The following is an 18999-nucleotide window of genomic DNA, read 5'->3' on the forward strand; positions in this document are numbered from 1 at the left end:
CTTTTTTCATCATTTCATTTTCTGATTTTACGGTATCGCACTGATCTTGGTTGAGATTAGTCTTAGTTTGTGTCTTAGTCTGTGTTTCTTGAGCTTTTTGTTCCTGTTGAGCTTGAGTTTGTTCTCTAGCTCTCTGGTCATTCTCCTCGCCTTTAACTTTACTATATTCCTCTGGAGTCATTCCTTCAGCTTTAGCTTTCTTCTCCACATAATTATATAACTCAACCTTTTCTTTTCTAGTCATCCACACAGATAATTCAATTGTTCCATCTTTCTTACGAGGATATACAGCAGAATGAAATTTATCAGCAATGGCAGCTTTCTCCGCGTCAGACTTAGTGTCTTTCTTATTATCTTTCTTAGATTCCTGTTTAGCTTCTTGCTTCAAGTGCTCCTTTTTAGGTTCTTCTTTTGAACCGCAACCAACAAGTAACGTTGTTGCCAATAATCCTGTAAGTGTTATTTTAAACGTTTTATTCATAGTTACCTCCGACATTGATTATATATATAATACAATTTTAACATATTAAAAGGTATAGAAGAATCATTCCATCGATTCTTCTATACCTCAGGTACAATCTCTTACCAGAACCTCCACCATGGCTTCTTCTCTTTTGCAGCAGCAACTTCATTGCGAAACTCCTGCATCAACCTCTTCGCTTCCTGCATCTCACGTAATGTCTTCATCAATGTCTCGTCCCTGGCTTCTAATCGTTTTTCCACGCGTTCATTATGCGCTTCTACACTTGCTTTGATTTCCTCGTTACTTTGCTTTGCCTGCTCACTTAATCGCTTCTCCATTGCTAACATACTCTGATTCATTTCTTGCGCCATAACGCTGTACTGTTCCTGTAATTGCTGTTTTATGTGGAATGGCACTAAATCCGTTTCCTCAGGCTCTTCTTGAATCAAATCCGGATTAACTTTCTCTATTTGCTGCGCAATCATCTTCGCTGCCTTTTCTAGCGTCATACCGTCATGCTTGCTGATTTCAATTAATTTTTCAATCACCATAATGTCACTGTCTGTGTATTGGCGTCTGCCACGATTATCTTTCTTTACAGCGAATCCCTCGCGCTGTAATACTTCCATGTACTTTCTAAGGGTGCTATCGGAAATTCCTAGTCGTTTATATACTTCACTAGCAGAATAAACAATTTCGTCCGTCATAACGTCACAACACCTCCTAGTCACAGTATTCCATGATGGTTTGAAAATTCCTGCAAAGAAAAAAGCCCTATCCTATAGGGCTAGTAAAGTAAATCCTTGTCTGTAATATCCTTCCCCCATATTCCGTAATCATACGAGAACTCATTCGCCAAAAATTCTTTATAACACTCATCGTGATGGATGCCGAATTCCGAACTATTTATTACCCAGTCCCCTTTACGGATTTTATTTTTACACCATTCGCATTCTGTGGTCTTTTTTAAACCATTTTTTGAAGAATTAGTTGGTAACATAAGATATCCCCCTTTATTTATATCGCTTTAGCAATCTCAACAAGTAATCTCATAAACAACGGAATCATTTGCACCACTATATAGCCAATCCCAGCGCGACTTATTAAAGAAAACCCCCGTTCCTGGCTACCGACCATAATAAATAACCCACCGCATAACGCTACAACGGATGCAATCGGATAGGAGACCGCTTTAATCAAGAAGATAACAGGCTCAAATGCGTTTACAATACGGTTATATAATTGGCCATCTATATAATTTTTTATTGCTCCGTCATTAGACTGCACATCTTTAAACACTTCATTCACATCCGGATTATTCCCATCAGCAAAAACATGAGGAATATCTATAATTTGGCTGAATATAATAGCACTACCGATCACAATACTTATTCGCGCCGCCACGGGTGCGTATTTTTTTGCTTTCTTTTTGAACAAGCTCCACTTTTTCTTTGCCCCATAGTTACCATCCATAAAATCTTTGATGCTCATCGTCTCAGTTGCCATATGGACCATCTCCCTGTTTTTAATGGAAATCAGTAACCGTAAATATGTTGCAATCCAATCCTTCGCAAAGCTTTTGGAGTTGTTTTCTGCGATATTCCGTCGTAGTGTACCAAATAAACTTAGGTGTCTTTTCAAATACATTGCATTCCATTAATTTGCGATACTTCTGCATCTTGATACGGTTCGCGCTCATCTTTTGCTCATGATCTACCTCTACAATGTGATAACGACCATTATCCGTGAATAGTGCATCTGCAATTATGGAAACGATACCTTTCACATTCATCTTTACTTCCTGCTTCCACGTTTTCGGGCATTCATAAGCGATGTAAATATCATTCCTCATAATGTAATGACGAAATTGATTTGAACGCTTGAGTATCTTCTTACTTCCGATACGTTCACGCCCTTCCTTGTTAAGATAATAAACCTTTTCTCCATCCCTAAAGCTAGATACATATTCCTCAATTCCTTTCATTACACGAGAAGCATTCCTGTCACCGCCAAGATCGTGAAGTACCTGAATTTGCTTTCTACTTAAAAATCCCAACTTCTTCAAGCTCAAGAGTATGGACTCGGTTCTCGCTTCCTTTAGCGCTAATTTTTGCATCTTCATGCTCCTTCCTCGCTCTTATGTTGATATGTGGCTTTATGATGTTATCAATCTGCTTATTATCGATATAAACAGTTTGTAGGACCTTTTTCTCATTCGTTTGATATATCGCCCTTCCTTTTATGTTGGGAAGACTCTCTGCGCCGCCCTCGTCTAGCACAGCACGACTCCCTGCTTCTGTTTGTAACCTGAAGCAAACACGAGCACCTATATTTTGTCGCAATTGCGATGGTAAGGCTTCATTAGTCGGGTACTGTGTCGCATATACCAAGCGGAATCCCGTTGCCCTACCACGACGACCTATATCAACAATGATGTCCTTACACTCCTGATATGGTGTCATGTCGGCTGCTTCATCTACAATGACAAAGTACCTCGTTGGATCCCCAGCTTCTTTTATATCTTCGTATCCTTTTTCTAGTAAGTATTCGTTTCTATCATTCAGTTTATCTTGCAATTCCTTTAGAGTCTTAAGGGCTTCCTCTGGATTCTTCGCAATTGATTCGACTTGGTTTAAGAATCGGTAACGGTTGAAAGAGAGACCACCCTTCAAATCTATAAGGAATAGCTTTATATTTTCTGTTTGGTTGCGTACCAAGGATGTAATGATGAGCTTTAGTACATTAGATTTACCCATATCCGTCATGCCGGCCGAGATCATGTGTGATAACTGGTCAAAGTCGTGTTTTATCAATCCATCCCTTGTATAACCAATAGGTACTTCCCATCCTCTACATTGCCTCATCATGTCTTCTTCGAATTTCACAAAATCAGGAATTCCCTTCTCATAAACTCTTATTTTAAGTAACCCATCGTAAGATAGCTCAATTTCCTTTCTAACGAGTTTTTTCTTGTTTATGATGTTTTGTATTTGTTTTAAGATATCTTTTCGCAGTCGAAGAGATTTGAAGTCTTGTAGTTTAAAATCATAAACTTTGCTCTTGTGATTTAATCCATCCTCTAAATGTTGCATTTTTTGTTCAAAATCGGAGAAGCTAAGTCCCAAGGGAATCCGATACGCATATTCAACTCCCCAATCATTCCTCGTCTTACGGAGTAGCTGTATAGTTCTGGTCTCTTTCCCTTCTTTTACTTTTAAACCGCAATTAGCACAAATCCTTTGAATCTTAGAGGCATCATTTGTTGCTCCTTTTTGATGCATTTTTGATAGAAAGACTACACCACCGACTGCAGCTGAACTTATTAACTCAAATATCACAAACCTGCACCACCCCTCATGTATGTTTTAGCAAAAACAGTCCCTGCTAATCAGAAGAGAGAATAATAGCTATGAATCATTGAAAATACTAATATTTCAATGTCTGAAGCAGTATTCTGCAAACGAATTCTATTCAGAATAGGTGAAACGAAGTTTTAAGAGGCTATTAATTTGGAACTAGGAATCGTAATTTGTTTGGTATGGTAAAAGGTATTGTGTACTGTTTGGTCTTTATGTCAGTTTTTTTCTCTTGTTTAAAAAAATGACGAAAAGGGCAAGCTATCCATGAGGTGGTAAAGGTGTTTGGATTAGGTAAAAAACGTAGTAAATTTGGTAAGTGGTTAGATAAACAAGGAATCACACAAGGAGAATTAGAGAAAGCTGCTAAGTTGAGCAGAGGTACTATTTCAAAAGTGTGTAATGATAAAGAATACGCACCTAAATTTTCGACTATATCCCAAATAACAAGGGGATTGAAAAAGTTAGGGAAAAACATAAATGAAAACGATTTTTGGATGTAGCTTCACTTAAATGAGTGGGGCTATTTTTATTTTTTATAAAAACCTCTTCATAAAAGAACATACATTCGTATATAATAAGAACTAACGTTCTGTTATTTAGGGGGGAATAACGGTGTATGACTATTCAATATTGCCAAACCGAATTGTTTTATGTGTAGATCTTCGTAGCTTCTATGCTTCAGTCAGTTGCATCAAGATGGGATTAGACCCACTTCATACTAAATTAGCTGTAGTCGGTGATGTGAATAGGAGTGGTTCAATTGTTTTGGCTGCAACTCCACCATTAAAAGCGTTGGGTGTTAAGAAAATGGCTAGATTATACGAAATACCACGTCACAAAGATATCCTTGTGGTAAACCCAATTATGAGTACTTATATAAAATGTTCTAATTTCATCACTAAGTTGGCTCTACAATACGTTCCTGTAGAGGATTTCCACCAATATTCCATCGATGAGTTCTTTATGGACATTACGGATAGTATTCATTTGTTTGCAAAAAATCCATATGAATTTGCGCTGAAATTCAAGCGTGAAATATATGCAAAGACAAGAATCGAATGCACGATAGGAATTGGTCCAAATCCATTAATGAGCAAGGTTGCTTTAGATGTGGAAGCAAAGAAAACAAAAGATTGTATAGCATACTGGAAGTACGAAGATGTACCCATAAAATTATGGCCAATACGACCACTTAGTAAGTTTTGGGGGATTTCGGGTAAAACAGAAGCGAAGTTAAATCGAAAAGGAATCCATTCAATCGGAGATTTAGCGCAATACCCACTCAAATACTTAAAGCAAAGCTTCGGGGCCATTGGCGAAGAATTACACTTACATAGTAACGGCATAGATCTTAGCCGTATATCAGAGAAGTACGTTCCGGCAACAACTTCTATTGGTAAGAGTCAAATACTTATGCGTGATTACACCATAGAAGAATTTCCGATTATCCTACTGGAACATATTGAGGAAGTTTGTTATCGAATGCGAAGGCAAAACAAACTAGCTCAAACTATTCACTTTTCCATTGGTTATAGTAAAAATTATGCTGGTGGTTTCAGAAAAACTCACACTATGAACCGACCAACCAATTTAACAATGGATATTTATAAGATTTGTACATATTTTTTGCACGAGTTTTACACGGGAGAACCCATTAGATCCATCAATGTTTCTTTAACTAACTTAATCAATGAAGGCGAAGAACAAATCTCACTATTCGATAATGTAATACAACGAGAAAAAGAAATGAAACTAACTAAAGTAATGGACGAAATACGCACTAAATTTGGAAAGAACAGCATATTAAGAGGAATTTCGTATACAAATAGTGCAACAGCAAGATACAGAAACACATTGTTAGGGGGACATAAAGCATGAACAACGCTAGTATGCCAAAAGGAAGAGGAATGGTTAAATGGACTCCATTTGCAGCGATGCCAGAACAATTCGCAGGTATCCGTGAGATTGTTAAAGACAAAACAAAAGTAGAACGCCCTACATTAACCCAGGATGAACAAGAGCTTATTGAGAATATGCTATTATGTTCGCTGCTTTCTGAAGAAGAAATATTAATTACATATTATGAAGATGGATTTTTACTAACTAGCTATATGACCGTCATTGATATTGATCCGTTGAATAAATCTATAATTTGTACGGATGCATTTTATAATAATATGACGTTGAAATTTATTGATATTATTGGTGCGAAATAGCGAAATAACAAATAATCATAACAATATCCTTCTTAAATTGGTATGATTAAATTACTATAAGAAGAGAAAACAAGTTAGCTGTACATCTGGCTTATAACGAAAGGAGAATATTAGATGTCTATAGAGAAACAAGAAAATAAATTACAGGATCGCCAATTGAAATATGTACTTGCTAAGTATATTATTCCTAACAAAGCATTTGATTTTAATGAAATTAAAACTCAAGAAGAGTTGAACGATATTCAGGAAGGTTTGAAAAAATATCACAATCTTTCTGAAGAGGAGCATATGGAATTATCTCTATCAATTAGAAACGGTACTTATGAAGTATAATAAAAAAAGCCGCCAATAGGACGGCTTTCATTGTTTACTTTTCAAATTTCACATATCCACCTGAAACCCATTGGTCGCCACCAACATTATACCAACCATCTCTACATCCCCATGTTTGATATTTTTCACCTTGGTACACATTTTTCACGATGCTATAGTTAGTTCCTGGACCTGTTCGAACACGTAATGCATCCGCCGTAATAGTTACGACACCAACGCCATCATTTGAAGGTTTCGAAGGTTCTGGTGCGCACTCTCCAGTATAATTAATATATGATGGATCGTTATAAACCCATTGCTCACCGCCGAGGTTTAACCAGCCGTTCGATTCTCCGAACACTTGGTATGGTTCCCCTTTTCCTAATTGGCGAATAACTCCGTATCCAGTACCAGGTCCTTTGCGAAGATTAACATTATTCCCTTCAATATATGCGATGCCTGTCCCACTAGATGACGGCGGAGTAGGCGTTGGAGCTACGTTATTACTACCACCGCTATATGCATTTTGGACTCTTTCGATAAAGCTATCCCAACGTCCTTCTGCCAACATACGGTGAGGACAGTACTTCCCACTCCATGATTGATGTGTGCGAACTTTACTAATTGGAATATTGTACTGTTTCATTAGTTGAACTACAACGATAGCTGCATTATCTTCTGCTTTATAATATCGATCTCCACCGTTTAAAGAGTAGCAAATCTCAACCCCGATAGACTTTCTATTGCCATTTCCGCCACCATCGCCACAATGCCACGCGTTACGCTCTAAAGGGATTCCTTGTACAGCTTCCTTATCATCTACCGCAATATGAAACGATACTTGGTTGTCATTACGAATCATATAAGCCACTTCATTTTCTGCTGTAGCATCATTATACGTATTATGAACTGTGATATATTCAGGATTCATTGTGTAAGGACATTTTGTACCATATTTACTTGAACTAACTAGCTTTTTTCTGATTTCCATTATTCAACATCTCCTTTTTCATTTTGATCAGTAGCGTCTCCATGACTTGTCCAAATACCTAGCGCAATACCAAATAAATAAACAGCTTGCTGTACCTTTTCTAAATTACCTTCAAACCCAGTTACTCCGAATACCGATAAAATCAGTCCAAAGCATGAAAAAAGCGCAACCCATGTCTTCCAGTTGCGCAAACGTTTTAAAATATTTTCTTTTGTTAGTGGCATTGTTAATTTGCCTCCTTTTCTAGATTATCCAAGCGCTTATGTGCTTGCTTTGAGCTTTCTTCAACTCGTGTAACACGCTCTCCAAGAGCAATCATTTGTTTTTCGCTTGCTTTTAAATCAATTCGAATATCATCAACGCCTTTGCGAATATATCCTAGTTCCGCTTTCATTTCTGCACTTTGTTGACCATCAGATTTAATGGACTTAGTTCTATTTAAAGAGTACGCAAAGTAGCTAATAGCAAGTGATAGTACTGCAATTAGCACTCCGATTTCAATATTCATTGATTCAGCTCCTTTCAAAATAAAAAGAGGAGCAAATGCCCCTCTTATCTGTAAAATTCAAGTTTCGTTTTACAGAAGTTTCTTATTATCTTGTACATATCGTAAAACTAATTGATCAATTTCTAACTTTTGCGGATATCGTAGTAATAAATAATCATCTAAGAACTTCATATACCGAAACTTATCATCACCCACCGCATTTAAATCTACATAAATGTTTCCACGTTTCCCGTTTGGCGCCTCGATTTCAAAGGTATATTCTTCCGGTTTACCTTCTACCTTTTCAAATGAACCTTTTACCGCTTTTCCCAGTCGTCCCATGTATGAATTGTACATATAGCACATCTCCTTTTTGTATGATACATAGAAAGTAAGCTGTTACTCTTCATTATGTCAACTGGATTGCTCGATTAATTTAATTTCCTTCTGTTTTAGCTGGTTCTTCAGTCATCGGTGGTGTATCGGATTCAGTTGGCGGCTCTGTCACTGGTGGTGTAACTGGATCTGTTGGTTGCTCAGGTTCTATTACAGGTGGTTGTTCTGGCTCTTTCGGTTCTTCTTTAATTAGAACAACTTGTACAACCTCGAATTTTTGATAAATGTTACTCCCGATTAAAACAGTAGTTACACTTGAACTATTTAGTTGTGCATTTAAAAATTTGATATCAAAATCTGCTTCTACAGGAATTTCTACGGATTGCCCATTTCTAAGCGATACTTTCACTTTTTTCACAGAGTTATCAACAATTTCATCAAGAACAACAACTCTTTTAACGTCTAATCGAGAAATAATAAGGTAATCAATAAGAACTGTAGTAATCTCGCCATTGTTTAGTTCTTTGTTGAGTAACGCTGGTTCGAAATCCTCTGTTCGAACTACAAATTTATCATTGGTTGTATATACTTCAATCGTTTTCATATTGTCATTCCTCCATAGAAAAAGAGAAGCTATTTCGCTTCTCTTAGTTTTTTTGCTTCTTCAATTTTCGTTTTTGCGCTATCTAAGTTCATTGATTGCAAATCATTAACTACTTCAGACATCTTACTGAAGTATTCTTTTTGATCGGGATTTTGTTTTTTCACTTCATCTATGAATAATTGAGTGTAACCTGCGTTAATCGGCATATCTTCTTGTTTATGCTTACTATCGCGATTAATCTCTTCTGTTATAAATTTCTCAATTCCTTCTGCATCAGACCATAAATATACTGTCTCACCTTTATTTTGCCAGTTTTGTATAATGTCACGAGATGCGTATCTCCAAGGATAAGATTCCCCTTTTAAATCAACTGTTCGTTTAGTCGTAGTTTCGTTATTCGCGCTCTTATCTTTCACATCAGAACTTACTTGTTTTGTATCTATTTTAGTTGTTTCATTCGTACCACTACACGCTGTCAGACTACCTATTCCTAAAGCGACCGCTAAAATTAGTGAAAGTCGTTTCTTCATCCCCATATCCCCTTAGTCCGTTTTCTTACATTTTACCACAACCTTCCACTCATTTATGACAGGAAAATAAAAAAGAACCCTTAATCGGATTCTTTTACAGCAATGATAGTTGAACAATTCCGTTTTCAACATCTATATCCATTTTTACAGGATTTTCATGACACCAGTAGACGTAATCTTTATACTCTTCAACAGACATTTCATTTTGAACTGCTAAGTAATTAATAAGTCCATCAAACTTTTCTTGCGATAAATTCCAATACTCTTTGTTTTGATTGAACCAATCGAAGATATTTTTATCTCGTTTAGATTCATTCAAACTTCCCTTCAATGGTATTATATTCCCGTAAATCGCTCCGATACGACCGGTTGCAAGTGGAATGACATGATCTAGATGGATATCTTCCGTTTCACCGGTTAAAGCACAACCACCAAAGAACAGTTTGATTTCCTCAACTTCCTCATAAGTAATGTCATCTGGTAGCAAATATTCTCTTGTTCTTCTTCTCATACGAATAACTTGGGCTTGTTCCGGATTATCTCTAAACCACTGTTTGTTTTGCTCTCTTTTTTCTTCCCAATTATCAAAATAATATTTTCTACCTCTTTCACGATGATACTCTTTATTTTCTTCGTAATATTCCTTATATCTTTCAGCATACTTCTCTTTATTTCTATGGTAATGCTTTTTGTTTGCCTCAATACATTTCAATCGAAATCCCGGGTCCTCCTTGAGTCTTCTCTGTCTCCACTCTCTACTGAGTTTCCGTACTTTATCTTTATTATTTTCAGCCCATTCACGACATTTTTGAATGTGATGCTCCTTATTATTTTGATAATGTTCTCTTCTTCTTTGTATATATTCTTCCCGATTTTCATAATAGTGATCTCTACTTTTTTTTAATAACTTATCAAGATTTTTCTCTCGGTATTCTTTATCATATTCAGCTTTAATGTGTGCCCTTTGTTTTCTATATTCGAAATCACATTCCTTGCATCTTGAAGCCTTTTTACCTAATCCATTTTTCTTAGCATTGTAATTCTCAAGTGATTTAACAATACTACACTTAGTACACTCTTTTGCATCCACTAAAATCCCATCAATTTCAATTTGCACAAGTTGAACGTACTTCTTCAATATTGATAACCTCCTTAGTTATCCCTATAAAAATACAGACAGGGAAGTAGGATTCTTCCTTTTCGCCCCGTCGAGCTAGTCTGTAGTTATATTATAACATTTTTAGAAGTTACCTCCAATCGTTGAACCTATAAATAATCGGGAAATTACATTTGCGTTTATACGTCCTAGTTTGTCTGGTAGTAACTCTACCTCATGCCATCTGCCTCTATCTATCTTTCCGTCTCCTCCTTTTGAAAGATATGGAATTAAATCAATGTTATCTCCAGAAGTACTATATACAGGTAAAGGATTACCGTCGACTTTAATCGTCACCTTCGTTGGTTTTTCTGACAATTTATAGATTCCATGATTAATCTCGTGTATATGTGGTGCAATGGTGACTGTATGACTGTGGTCATCCATTTGGAAATCATGTTTATGCGGATCTAATTGAAATTCGTGCGTATGCGGTGCTACTTCTACTTTATGAACATGGTCATTAATTTGGACTGTATGCGAATGATTTCCAATCTGTACCGTATGTGAGTGATCATTAACCTGGAATGTATGTGAATGATTTGGCGTCGAAACTTCGTGTTGGTGGTTAAACTGGTCCGTGAAGGTTGTAGTATGCCTATGCCCCTCTAAACTCCCACCAGTTGATGCGCTAGTTTCAATCTGCAACTCTCCGAAAATCTTAGAAGACGTAGTAGTAACCGTTCCGCCTCCAGATGATGTACTTGAAAACGTTCCGCCTCCAGAACTCGTACTTGAGAAACTACCGCCGCCGGAACTTGTACTTGAGAAACTACCGCCACCCGCCGAGGTACTTGAAAATATACCACCGCCAGCTGATGTACTCTTAGATACTCCACCGCCCGCCGAGGTGCTCGAGAATGTACCTCCGCCAGCGCTACTTGAGACAGTAGTTCCGCCACCACCTTCTGTAGCTTTACCATAAGAACGAAATTCTTCGGTTTCAAAATTGAGAGTAAGAGTGTTAATATTCACTAAATCATCAGGAAGAAAGAACTTAATAACCGCAGGATTATCTTTATCACAGTTGTCATTGTAACTGTAAGCCAGCAAATTGGTACTTCCTTGGCTGTATACCTCATTAATCTTCTGTCGCTTCTCAATATCTGCTTGTATTGTCCCTAAATCTGTCACTTTGTTCTCAAGTGTTAATTTCACATCTAACGGATTCCCATCAGCATCATCTTTCGAATGGTTCATCACTCGTAAATCAACCCATATATCAAAGTCCTCATCATAAAGACGTACCAACTTACCTGTTTCATATTTTTCTATTTTATACGGATCAATTAACTCATAATCCACTGCTTCAATCTCATACGTGATTTTTGGCATGCAAGCTTTAATTAACATCATGTTTGCTGAATCGTATAAAGATTGAGGGTCTTTAAATCGTCTGTCCGCCCAAATATAGTCGAACCCATCATATAGCTCTCTAACGAAATCAGGAGCATCTATATAAGGGATACCACCATTAACATCTTTTATTGTTAATTGGTTAACTCCTTCTCCATAACCGAGAGGATATATCCTTGTCATAACCTCTTTCGCTTCTACAGTACGTTTGATTCCCTTCATATTTTTCCTAAAGCGTAGTTCTCCTGTGACCTCAGTAGAGTAGCGCACTAGATTTAACGTCCATGGATAGGAGGTGTCGTCCCAAGTCCATTGGAACTTTTCATCAAAAGGCTTTGGAATACTGTATAGAGGGCCTAATAATGTAGATTCATTCTCCCAGTTGTAATGGAAATAGCGAACGAAGTCACATTGACCAAGTTTCCAATGTTGCGTTCTCTGTTTGCTCAGCAGATATTCAATATTTTGCCGTGTGGTCAGGTTTACTCTTTGATGCAAACCAAAAAGCACGCTATCCATCAAAGTAGATAAAACGTGCTCACATTCATACGATATTATTTTCTTTTCTGCATCTCTTTCTTCGGCACTATCCATGATACGGAACATCCCAATGCGTTTACCATTATCGAATATTTCCACATAATCAAACGTTTCAATTTCTTCTCGCTTTGGATCAGTAAATGGCAATGAAAACCCCGCCGTCCAAAGTTCATTGAGTGGCGGGTTGTACTTTATTTTATATGCCTTATCAAGATATGCCTTGCATTGCATTTGTTTGTTGTAGAGTTTTAACAATGGGTCACCTCGTTTTACAAAAAATATAATTCACTTAAATTTGGAGCGACACCGACAATATACTTAGCTCCAAATGAATACACTTCATCTTTTTTCATTGATGCATTATCAAATACTTGAGGATAAAATTTTTGCATTGTTGCGTCCCGATGTTCAATCCATGTCAATATATTTCGTCTATCTGTTCTTCCTTTTCGCATGGATGAAAGCAGACTAATATTCGTCATAGCAATAACGATATCTTGTCTATCACCATTACCCCAAATGTATGAATTTACATTGTCTTTCTCCGGTATTAAATTTGTACTACCTGAAGTTGCAATTGTAGAATACTTTGTCATCAGTGATGTTTTTAAAGTCTTACAGAATTGAGATAGCACAGGAATCATATTAACGTATCCAGTTTTAATTTCTAAATCCTCTAATGCTTTGAAAGAACAATTTATTGTAACCATCCCGTTCTTAGTGAATGTGTATTTGCTTGTTAGATACCCTAAGTTGTTAGGATCGTCAGGGAGTTTACAATACACATACTGAATGATTTCAACTTTGGAAATGTTGTTTATCGTTTCCGCATTCGCAACAATATTATTAGATAGAATGCCATCAACATAAATGTCATAATCCTTTTTCTTGAGAGTTGTCACTACACCAGAATGCCACGGGAAAAATTGCAAGGGATAAGTTTGACCAGCTCTCCTTAAAAGAAATGCAAAGTCCTTATTTGAACCTGATTTTAAAGGTTCAATGTAGTTCACAATGCTCCTAGTCTTTTTTCTTAAAAAGAACGTATCTTTTGTAGTTACATTATTATCTGTTGAAATGCAATACCATCCGCGACTTGTCCCACCTGATGGCGGGTTAACCGGATCATCGCCTACGAACTCTCCTACAACTGTATAACTTTTTGTAGGGTCTAAATCAGTGAAAAGTGATACCTGTGTTGTTTGGCTTGTCGCTGCATAAGTCGAGACGTAAACCGGATTAAATGGATCTGTGCTTAATGTAAACTTCCAACGACCGCCACGATTATCTTTGAAATGATTGAACGATATCCCTTCTGCCCCTGAAAATGTTAAATTCATTGTATCTCCTACAGTAGTAGCGAAACAGTTAGGGGCAAAACTTTCGTTGAAATTCCCATTTTTACTTGTGTATTTTTTGTAATCAGATGTCATGTATACGGTATTTAAATCCCCAACTCTACCTCCTTGTACTAATGAGTAATTATCATTGGATTGCGGGGCTGTATAATACATCATTCCTTTATTGTTCGCTAACTCATAACCAATACTGAAACCGCACGTCGTTTTGTCATTGCATGTTAAGTACATGCTTTTTACAAACATTTGATTCGCGATATTATCTACATAATCGATTTGTTCTTGAGCTCTCGCGGCTTCTACAACTTGTGTGTTCATATCATTAAGCCTGTCATTTAAGACTGGCTTGTCGCCGCGCGCTTGAATAACTTCAGCATCGCTAGTTCCACTTTCGATGATAATTGTATCTAATTGTTTTTGTACCGATTCAGCTTTATTTACAGCAGAATTTGCGGCATTACCAGCACTGTTCGCTATATTGACAGCACTGCTGGATTGACTTTCTGCATTATAAGATTTCTTCAACGCTTCATTAGCATTATCGATACCCATATTTATTTTTGGATACCCCGCACGCAAGGTATCTCCTGGTAATAATTTAGGCGCATCAGCCATATTTGCCACCACCCTTATACATATTTAGCGCGGTACTTGAATGCAATGTTGATATTTAGGTTTGAACCGCCTATATTGATTGCATTAGTGCCTGGCATTAATTCTAATTTTTCTAAGTTTCCTTGCAGTTGGAATAAGAAATTCTGACCATTTTTAATTGCTGCATATCGTTCCGCATCGATTAAAATCGTTGAATTTGTAAAAGTCCCTAAAGAAAAACTCTCACCTTGTATAGTGAGAGTTAATGAAGTGGCACTTCCTGTTATTTCTACTATTGGTCGTACTACTTGCGAACCGAAGTTATCTACACTTACTATTTGAGGACTTGTAATAACATATTTAGATGCACCTATTTCAAGAGGTATATTTGATAAAAACGGAACATTGTCTCCCCAATACACATCATCTGTACTCTCTATAATTGAGTAAGCGTGCGGATCATAGGCTGTTAATGGTAATTCGAACTTACCCATACTAAAAAGACGATTAATCGGTATATTACCGCTATACCGAACCATATAATATTTATCTGGTTCATAATCGAAGATTAATTTCACCGTCTTCGGTTTACCGTACGGATCAATAAAAACAGCCATCACTTTTCTGATTGCTGAGGATAATGTTTCGTATTCGTTTTTTAACTTCAAGTGGACAGGTAAGTTGAATTCTCTTACTCCTAATGAGGCTCCAAAATCATATGCTCCATGCATTCCTGGTATCGTCATGACGTTATCGCGGGTAGAGGGAGCAGCGGGGTTCTGATGGTCTCTTAAGAGCTGTAAGTTTAGTTCACTAATATGTTTACCATCTATTGTTAAACTCACAATTCTCCCACCCTTCTGCTTGATGCTTTCACGTATTTTCCTAACTCCACTGCTAGTTTCTGAATATCTGCTTCTTCACGAATGCTAAATGTAGCGCCTTCAAACATGCGATCGAAATTGTAGGTATTCCCTCCACTTGATGGAGTGCTAACGATTTTCCCTAACATTGTTTCGACTGATTGCGTTTGGATATCAGGTGTAGTTAGTAAATTACCTAATAATCCTTTCACTTGTGGAAAAGCAAGTTTAATACTGTCGGAGATTGGCCCACCGAAATCAAGATGATCCAAGTCACTTAACGGACCTGTTTTTGCAGGCGAGAAAGGTAAGAAGTCACGTGCTTTTTGCGCTAGTTTACTAACTTCATCAGTAACCCAATTTGCTGCGCTTTTTATCCCTTTTGCCATCATTTCTATTAATCCACGACCTGCATTAAAAAATGTGTCACCTAATCCCGTTATAAAGCTGACCACTTTATTTAAAATCATTTCTACCCCTGTAACGACCCCTTCTAGCTTAGAAGAAACTCCGTTAACTATCGAACTCCAAATCTCACTAAATGCATTTTTTGCCATACCACCCCAACTGCTAATATAAGCACTTATCGATTCTAATTTTGAACCGAAAAATACATATATATCGGCAAGAGCATTATTCCATACTCTTTTAATGTCATCCCAAAATTTAATGAATGGTTTAACTATATCTACAGCAAATTTACCAAGCCATTTGAGGATTCGTCCTGCTCCCCAAAGTTGGAGCCAACCCCAAAGTAACTCAAGCGCTCCGTTCCAAATTTGTTTCACTGCGTCCCACATTTTCGACCAATTTCCAGTGAATAAAGCGGAGAAAAAATTCACAATTCCTAGAATAATATTTAGGGCTCCATTTATCACATTTTTAATAGCTTCCCAGGTTCCAATCACTATTTCTTTAATAATCGGCCATAAAACCTGCATTATCGAAACTATAATCGGCATCACTGTTTGTATTACGGAAAGTACAAAATTCCACACGTTTTGTGCCGCCTGCATGATCATCGTTCCGTTTTCAGTCCACCAAGTTTGGATTTGCAATAAAATTTGTTGAAAATACGTAGTCATGGCAGTCCAAATTGGAATAAGTATACCATTAAGGATGAAATTCCATACCGTCATAGCAGTAGCTTGTATCATCTGCCATCCTGTAATAACTGCATTTCTGAACCCTTCACTTGTATTCCATAAATAAATAAGTCCAGCAACCAATCCGACGATTGCAGCCGCTACCACCCATACAGTGGCGCTCATTGCGGCTAAACCAGTAATTAATGGCCCAATTAACATCCAAATAGAATTCCATGCTGCAAGCATTCCGTTAAATAACCCTATACCTATGGCTAAGGGAGATAATAATAAAGTTAAAGCAGGCACAAGCATCATTATTGCTTGAATAATTAATGCAATTGTCGGGTGAGCTTGGTTGAATGCAGTCACTAATTCGAAAAATTTAGTTGCAAAATTAACTAAAGGAGTCATTAGCATTCCAAAAGCATCAACCATAGGCTGAATCGCTGTAACGAAGGCGCCTTTCATTCTCTCCCAAGCTAATCCAAGGGGAGTTAATGATTCTTGGAGTTCTTTTATTTTCTTGTCAGTTTCTTCTTTTAGCCCTTGTAATTCCGTAGTCGCTTGTTCTTTAGCTAATCTCATTTTTTCTCGCCATAGTCCAACATACTTTTGTAACTCCGGATCAGTCATCTTGGATATAGCTTTTACTTCTTCAGCTGATTGAGGTCCCATTTGCGCAAGATAATTGGCGAATTCTGAACCTGCCCTTTGCGCTATATTAGCGAGATTGTCTTTCCACCTGCCTAATATACCTACCTGTTCCTCAAGGTTCTGCATTAGTTTCTTTCCGCTTGTCTTTTTCATTTGTACTTCTTCAAACAAATTCCAAGCATTCATAATCTCTGTTGTTCTTTGTTGCACTGCATCTCTATAAGCGGTCAGCGCTTCCGCCTGTTGTTTATATATTTCAGATGGATCAGGTCCTTTAGCTGCTTTAAATAATGCAGTATATAAAATAGCACTTGTAGCTGCAGCTGCTAATGCTACCATTTGAAACCTCATTAAACCTTGGTTAATCATCATGGTCATATTTTTTAAATCCTTCATACCCGCAGTAGGACCTAGCATTTTCAACGCTAATACCGAAGCGTTACCAGCATTAGCCATCCTATTTAATGCATCCGCCGCGCGCAATCCTGCACTATTGATTGTATATAACGGATTTCCCATTCGCGCATAATTTTCACGGATACGAGTTGCTTGGGTAGTCATATTCTTCATATAACCTATCGTCTCCAGCATCCCCATCATTGCTAATCTATTTGCATTTATTGCCGCGTCAGCTGCTGCTTTTTGAGCTTTTCCTGCCCTCTGCACCTCTGACATGAATTCTCTGGTTGTTCCTGTATAATTCTTGGATGCTTGCGCTAACTTAAAATATTGATATTGAGCACCAATCATTTGGTCTTTTACTCCACGCATAGCAATCGCTTGCTGGTAGTGAGCGCTTCTCATCTCACTGTACATCCGTCTCGCTTCTTCAGATGTCCCTCTATACGCGTAACGAATACGACGACCTAAACTATCGTAACGAGCACCAACTTCATCTGTTAAACCACGGGCTGCATCTGCAACTCCATCACCAATATGGCTTAACTCATCATTTACACGTTGTACATCACGACGTATATTACCTGTTTCTAACCTGGTATCTATCTCAACACGTCCATCTGCCAATTATCTCACCTGCCTTTCATCATATCTTTTTGCGCATCCATTCTTTTTTGGAATGCTACGAATTCCTGTTGTTCTCGGATTTCTTTCGCTTTCGGAAGTTCGTACATTTCTTTCATTTTCTTAATACGTTTGCGTTCCTCAGCGTTAGTTTTATCTTTTGGTGGAATATCACATGTCCGATAATGAAGTGCTTGTCCCATTGGGGATTTGCTAGAAAGGTTACGGAAGAGAGCCATGAACTTATTCCATTGCATTTTCCCTTGCTGTTCAATTAGATCAATACTGTAGTCAAACAAAAAAGAGGAAAAAATCCGTTCTGCATCCACTACAAAATCTACAGTAGGGACGGTCGGCGCCTTTTCCTCTTCTTTCTCTTCTATTTTCTTTTTCATTAATAATCGCAAATCAATATCTAACCTATCTTTTAAGATGTCTAGTAACAACATTGATTTACGTTCTGTATCCAACTTATTTATGTCCACCTTATCTACAACTAGCATATTCAATGCAATGTCTGTTTTTAGATACTCATTAATGCTTTCATCTTCAAATAAATCGAACAGCATAAGAATGTTATCAAAGGCTAAGTTCAATTCTAAACGAACGCCATTCCATGTATAGAAGTCATATTCACGTTCGGTTAATTTAAACATTATTTCTTCACGTTGCTTAGATATTTATTTCGAGTTTCATCTGTTTTCTTCTGGCTTTCTTCTAGATAAATTTCATTTAAATAATGAACTAGCCCCATTAAATTCGCAGAAGATCTACCCGCTTTTTCATAAAGAGAGGAAAAAGTCCCTTCACCCAAGAAAGTCTCGACAATACCTTTCACTAATTCTTTCTGTTGAACCGACAACTGTTCAATCTCCTCATCAGTAGCAGTTTCAAAGTTTTGAATTAACCCCGTAATCTTTTTGGAATCCTCATCGAACTTTTTGAAAGCTTTTCCATATTTCAAAATCGAATCATCATTAAAGTCCACTCTATGAATTTCTCCTGCAATATCTACCTCTTTATACGTCTTTTCAAATTCAAATTTAAATGGTGTCATGTTCATTTCTCC

Annotated in this window: 23 protein-coding genes; 4 read left to right on the forward strand and 19 right to left on the reverse strand. The window is 37.3% G+C overall.

Going from position 1 to position 18999, the window contains the following annotated elements:
* The 6 genes from AC1Q51_RS26895 to AC1Q51_RS26920 form a co-directional block, all read right to left on the reverse strand.
* The coding region (locus tag AC1Q51_RS26895; RefSeq protein ID WP_492331808.1) for an ABC transporter permease at positions 1 to 481 on the reverse strand (481 nt) is incomplete at its 3' end.
* A 101-nt stretch (positions 482 to 582) separates the two neighbouring features.
* The gene (locus tag AC1Q51_RS26900; protein WP_492331862.1) at positions 583 to 1170 is read right to left on the reverse strand and encodes a DUF3967 domain-containing protein; all 588 of its coding nucleotides are present in this window, start codon (positions 1168 to 1170) and stop codon (positions 583 to 585) included.
* An 80-nt stretch (positions 1171 to 1250) separates the two neighbouring features.
* Positions 1251 to 1463 carry a hypothetical protein gene (locus AC1Q51_RS26905; protein WP_492331809.1) on the reverse strand — a complete coding sequence of 71 codons (213 nt, stop codon included), beginning with the start codon at positions 1461 to 1463 and terminating at the stop codon, positions 1251 to 1253.
* Positions 1464 to 1480: 17 nt separating this feature from the next.
* Positions 1481 to 1969 (reverse strand): hypothetical protein, encoded by a 489-nt coding sequence (locus AC1Q51_RS26910; protein ID WP_000190044.1) that lies wholly within the window; start codon positions 1967 to 1969, stop codon positions 1481 to 1483.
* A gap of 19 nt (positions 1970 to 1988) precedes the next feature.
* Positions 1989 to 2534 (reverse strand): replication-relaxation family protein, encoded by a 546-nt coding sequence (locus AC1Q51_RS26915; protein ID WP_321200213.1) that lies wholly within the window; start codon positions 2532 to 2534, stop codon positions 1989 to 1991.
* Positions 2503 to 3801: an FtsK/SpoIIIE domain-containing protein gene (locus tag AC1Q51_RS26920; protein ID WP_492331810.1), complete on the reverse strand. Its 1299-nt coding sequence runs from the start codon at positions 3799 to 3801 to the stop codon at positions 2503 to 2505. Before AC1Q51_RS26920 ends, AC1Q51_RS26915 begins: the two co-directional genes overlap by 32 nt.
* Before the next feature lie 299 nt (positions 3802 to 4100).
* Here AC1Q51_RS26920 and AC1Q51_RS26925 point away from each other — a divergent pair, with 299 nt between their 5' ends.
* The 4 genes from AC1Q51_RS26925 (at position 4101) to AC1Q51_RS26940 (ending at position 6371) form a co-directional block, all read left to right on the forward strand.
* Positions 4101 to 4322, forward strand: coding sequence for a helix-turn-helix domain-containing protein (locus AC1Q51_RS26925; RefSeq protein WP_098211960.1), 222 nt, complete (start codon positions 4101 to 4103; stop codon positions 4320 to 4322).
* Positions 4323 to 4434: 112 nt separating this feature from the next.
* Positions 4435 to 5700 carry a Y-family DNA polymerase gene (locus AC1Q51_RS26930; RefSeq protein ID WP_492331811.1) on the forward strand — a complete coding sequence of 422 codons (1266 nt, stop codon included), beginning with the start codon at positions 4435 to 4437 and terminating at the stop codon, positions 5698 to 5700.
* Positions 5697 to 6038, forward strand: coding sequence for a YolD-like family protein (locus tag AC1Q51_RS26935; RefSeq protein WP_492331812.1), 342 nt, complete (start codon positions 5697 to 5699; stop codon positions 6036 to 6038). Before AC1Q51_RS26930 ends, AC1Q51_RS26935 begins: the two co-directional genes overlap by 4 nt.
* 114 nt (positions 6039 to 6152) lie before the next feature.
* The gene (locus tag AC1Q51_RS26940; protein ID WP_492331813.1) at positions 6153 to 6371 is read left to right on the forward strand and encodes a hypothetical protein; all 219 of its coding nucleotides are present in this window, start codon (positions 6153 to 6155) and stop codon (positions 6369 to 6371) included.
* Between the two features lie 34 nt (positions 6372 to 6405).
* On the opposite strand, the gene AC1Q51_RS26945 is transcribed toward AC1Q51_RS26940, so the two are convergent.
* From AC1Q51_RS26945 to AC1Q51_RS27005, 13 genes are all read right to left on the reverse strand, one after another.
* Positions 6406 to 7341 (reverse strand): N-acetylmuramoyl-L-alanine amidase, encoded by a 936-nt coding sequence (locus AC1Q51_RS26945; RefSeq protein WP_492331814.1) that lies wholly within the window; start codon positions 7339 to 7341, stop codon positions 6406 to 6408.
* Positions 7341 to 7565, reverse strand: a complete 225-nt coding sequence (locus AC1Q51_RS26950) for a hypothetical protein (protein WP_098097078.1) — start codon at positions 7563 to 7565, stop codon at positions 7341 to 7343. The genes AC1Q51_RS26945 and AC1Q51_RS26950 overlap by 1 nt, the downstream gene beginning before the upstream one ends.
* A 2-nt stretch (positions 7566 to 7567) precedes the next feature.
* The gene (locus AC1Q51_RS26955; protein ID WP_098289465.1) at positions 7568 to 7849 is read right to left on the reverse strand and encodes a hypothetical protein; all 282 of its coding nucleotides are present in this window, start codon (positions 7847 to 7849) and stop codon (positions 7568 to 7570) included.
* 69 nt (positions 7850 to 7918) lie between these two features.
* Entirely contained in the window at positions 7919 to 8185 is a 267-nt protein-coding gene (locus AC1Q51_RS26960; protein WP_098289464.1) for a hypothetical protein, read from the reverse strand.
* A gap of 79 nt (positions 8186 to 8264) precedes the next feature.
* Positions 8265 to 8768: a hypothetical protein gene (locus tag AC1Q51_RS26965; protein WP_492331815.1), complete on the reverse strand. Its 504-nt coding sequence runs from the start codon at positions 8766 to 8768 to the stop codon at positions 8265 to 8267.
* A 29-nt stretch (positions 8769 to 8797) separates the two neighbouring features.
* Positions 8798 to 9298: a hypothetical protein gene (locus AC1Q51_RS26970; RefSeq protein WP_492331816.1), complete on the reverse strand. Its 501-nt coding sequence runs from the start codon at positions 9296 to 9298 to the stop codon at positions 8798 to 8800.
* 94 nt (positions 9299 to 9392) lie between these two features.
* Positions 9393 to 10436 (reverse strand): hypothetical protein, encoded by a 1044-nt coding sequence (locus tag AC1Q51_RS26975; protein ID WP_492331817.1) that lies wholly within the window; start codon positions 10434 to 10436, stop codon positions 9393 to 9395.
* A gap of 102 nt (positions 10437 to 10538) precedes the next feature.
* Positions 10539 to 12581 carry a phage tail spike protein gene (locus AC1Q51_RS26980; protein WP_492331818.1) on the reverse strand — a complete coding sequence of 681 codons (2043 nt, stop codon included), beginning with the start codon at positions 12579 to 12581 and terminating at the stop codon, positions 10539 to 10541.
* Positions 12582 to 12619: 38 nt separating this feature from the next.
* Positions 12620 to 14260, reverse strand: a complete 1641-nt coding sequence (locus AC1Q51_RS26985) for a hypothetical protein (protein ID WP_492331819.1) — start codon at positions 14258 to 14260, stop codon at positions 12620 to 12622.
* A gap of 77 nt (positions 14261 to 14337) precedes the next feature.
* Complete coding sequence (locus AC1Q51_RS26990; protein ID WP_492331820.1) at positions 14338 to 15147, reverse strand: distal tail protein Dit; 810 nt, start codon at positions 15145 to 15147, stop codon at positions 14338 to 14340.
* Positions 15144 to 17933 (reverse strand): phage tail protein, encoded by a 2790-nt coding sequence (locus AC1Q51_RS26995; RefSeq protein ID WP_492331821.1) that lies wholly within the window; start codon positions 17931 to 17933, stop codon positions 15144 to 15146. Before AC1Q51_RS26995 ends, AC1Q51_RS26990 begins: the two co-directional genes overlap by 4 nt.
* 5 nt (positions 17934 to 17938) lie before the next feature.
* Complete coding sequence (locus tag AC1Q51_RS27000; RefSeq protein ID WP_492331822.1) at positions 17939 to 18586, reverse strand: Gp15 family bacteriophage protein; 648 nt, start codon at positions 18584 to 18586, stop codon at positions 17939 to 17941.
* Positions 18586 to 18987, reverse strand: a complete 402-nt coding sequence (locus AC1Q51_RS27005) for a hypothetical protein (protein ID WP_492331823.1) — start codon at positions 18985 to 18987, stop codon at positions 18586 to 18588. Before AC1Q51_RS27005 ends, AC1Q51_RS27000 begins: the two co-directional genes overlap by 1 nt.
* Between the last annotated feature and the right edge of the window lie 12 nt (positions 18988 to 18999).

It is taken from the genome of Bacillus sp. MT94, assembly GCF_058792475.1.

Bases quoted from the DNA above. Each gene is read 5' to 3' on its own strand.
- AC1Q51_RS26900 (WP_492331862.1), bottom strand. From the start codon at position 1,170: ATGACGGACGAAATTGTTTATTCTGCTAGTGAAGTATATAAACGACTA.
- AC1Q51_RS26905 (WP_492331809.1), bottom strand. From the start codon at position 1,463: ATGTTACCAACTAATTCTTCAAAAAATGGTTTAAAAAAGACCACAGAA.
- AC1Q51_RS26910 (WP_000190044.1), bottom strand. From the start codon at position 1,969: ATGGCAACTGAGACGATGAGCATCAAAGATTTTATGGATGGTAACTAT.
- AC1Q51_RS26935 (WP_492331812.1), top strand. From the start codon at position 5,697: ATGAACAACGCTAGTATGCCAAAAGGAAGAGGAATGGTTAAATGGACT.
- AC1Q51_RS26940 (WP_492331813.1), top strand. From the start codon at position 6,153: ATGTCTATAGAGAAACAAGAAAATAAATTACAGGATCGCCAATTGAAA.
- AC1Q51_RS26945 (WP_492331814.1), bottom strand. From the start codon at position 7,341: ATGGAAATCAGAAAAAAGCTAGTTAGTTCAAGTAAATATGGTACAAAA.
- AC1Q51_RS26950 (WP_098097078.1), bottom strand. From the start codon at position 7,565: ATGCCACTAACAAAAGAAAATATTTTAAAACGTTTGCGCAACTGGAAG.
- AC1Q51_RS26955 (WP_098289465.1), bottom strand. From the start codon at position 7,849: ATGAATATTGAAATCGGAGTGCTAATTGCAGTACTATCACTTGCTATT.
- AC1Q51_RS26960 (WP_098289464.1), bottom strand. From the start codon at position 8,185: ATGTACAATTCATACATGGGACGACTGGGAAAAGCGGTAAAAGGTTCA.
- AC1Q51_RS26965 (WP_492331815.1), bottom strand. From the start codon at position 8,768: ATGAAAACGATTGAAGTATATACAACCAATGATAAATTTGTAGTTCGA.
- AC1Q51_RS26970 (WP_492331816.1), bottom strand. From the start codon at position 9,298: ATGAAGAAACGACTTTCACTAATTTTAGCGGTCGCTTTAGGAATAGGT.
- AC1Q51_RS26980 (WP_492331818.1), bottom strand. From the start codon at position 12,581: ATGCAATGCAAGGCATATCTTGATAAGGCATATAAAATAAAGTACAAC.
- AC1Q51_RS26985 (WP_492331819.1), bottom strand. From the start codon at position 14,260: ATGGGTATCGATAATGCTAATGAAGCGTTGAAGAAATCTTATAATGCA.
- AC1Q51_RS27000 (WP_492331822.1), bottom strand. From the start codon at position 18,586: ATGTTTAAATTAACCGAACGTGAATATGACTTCTATACATGGAATGGC.
- AC1Q51_RS27005 (WP_492331823.1), bottom strand. From the start codon at position 18,987: ATGACACCATTTAAATTTGAATTTGAAAAGACGTATAAAGAGGTAGAT.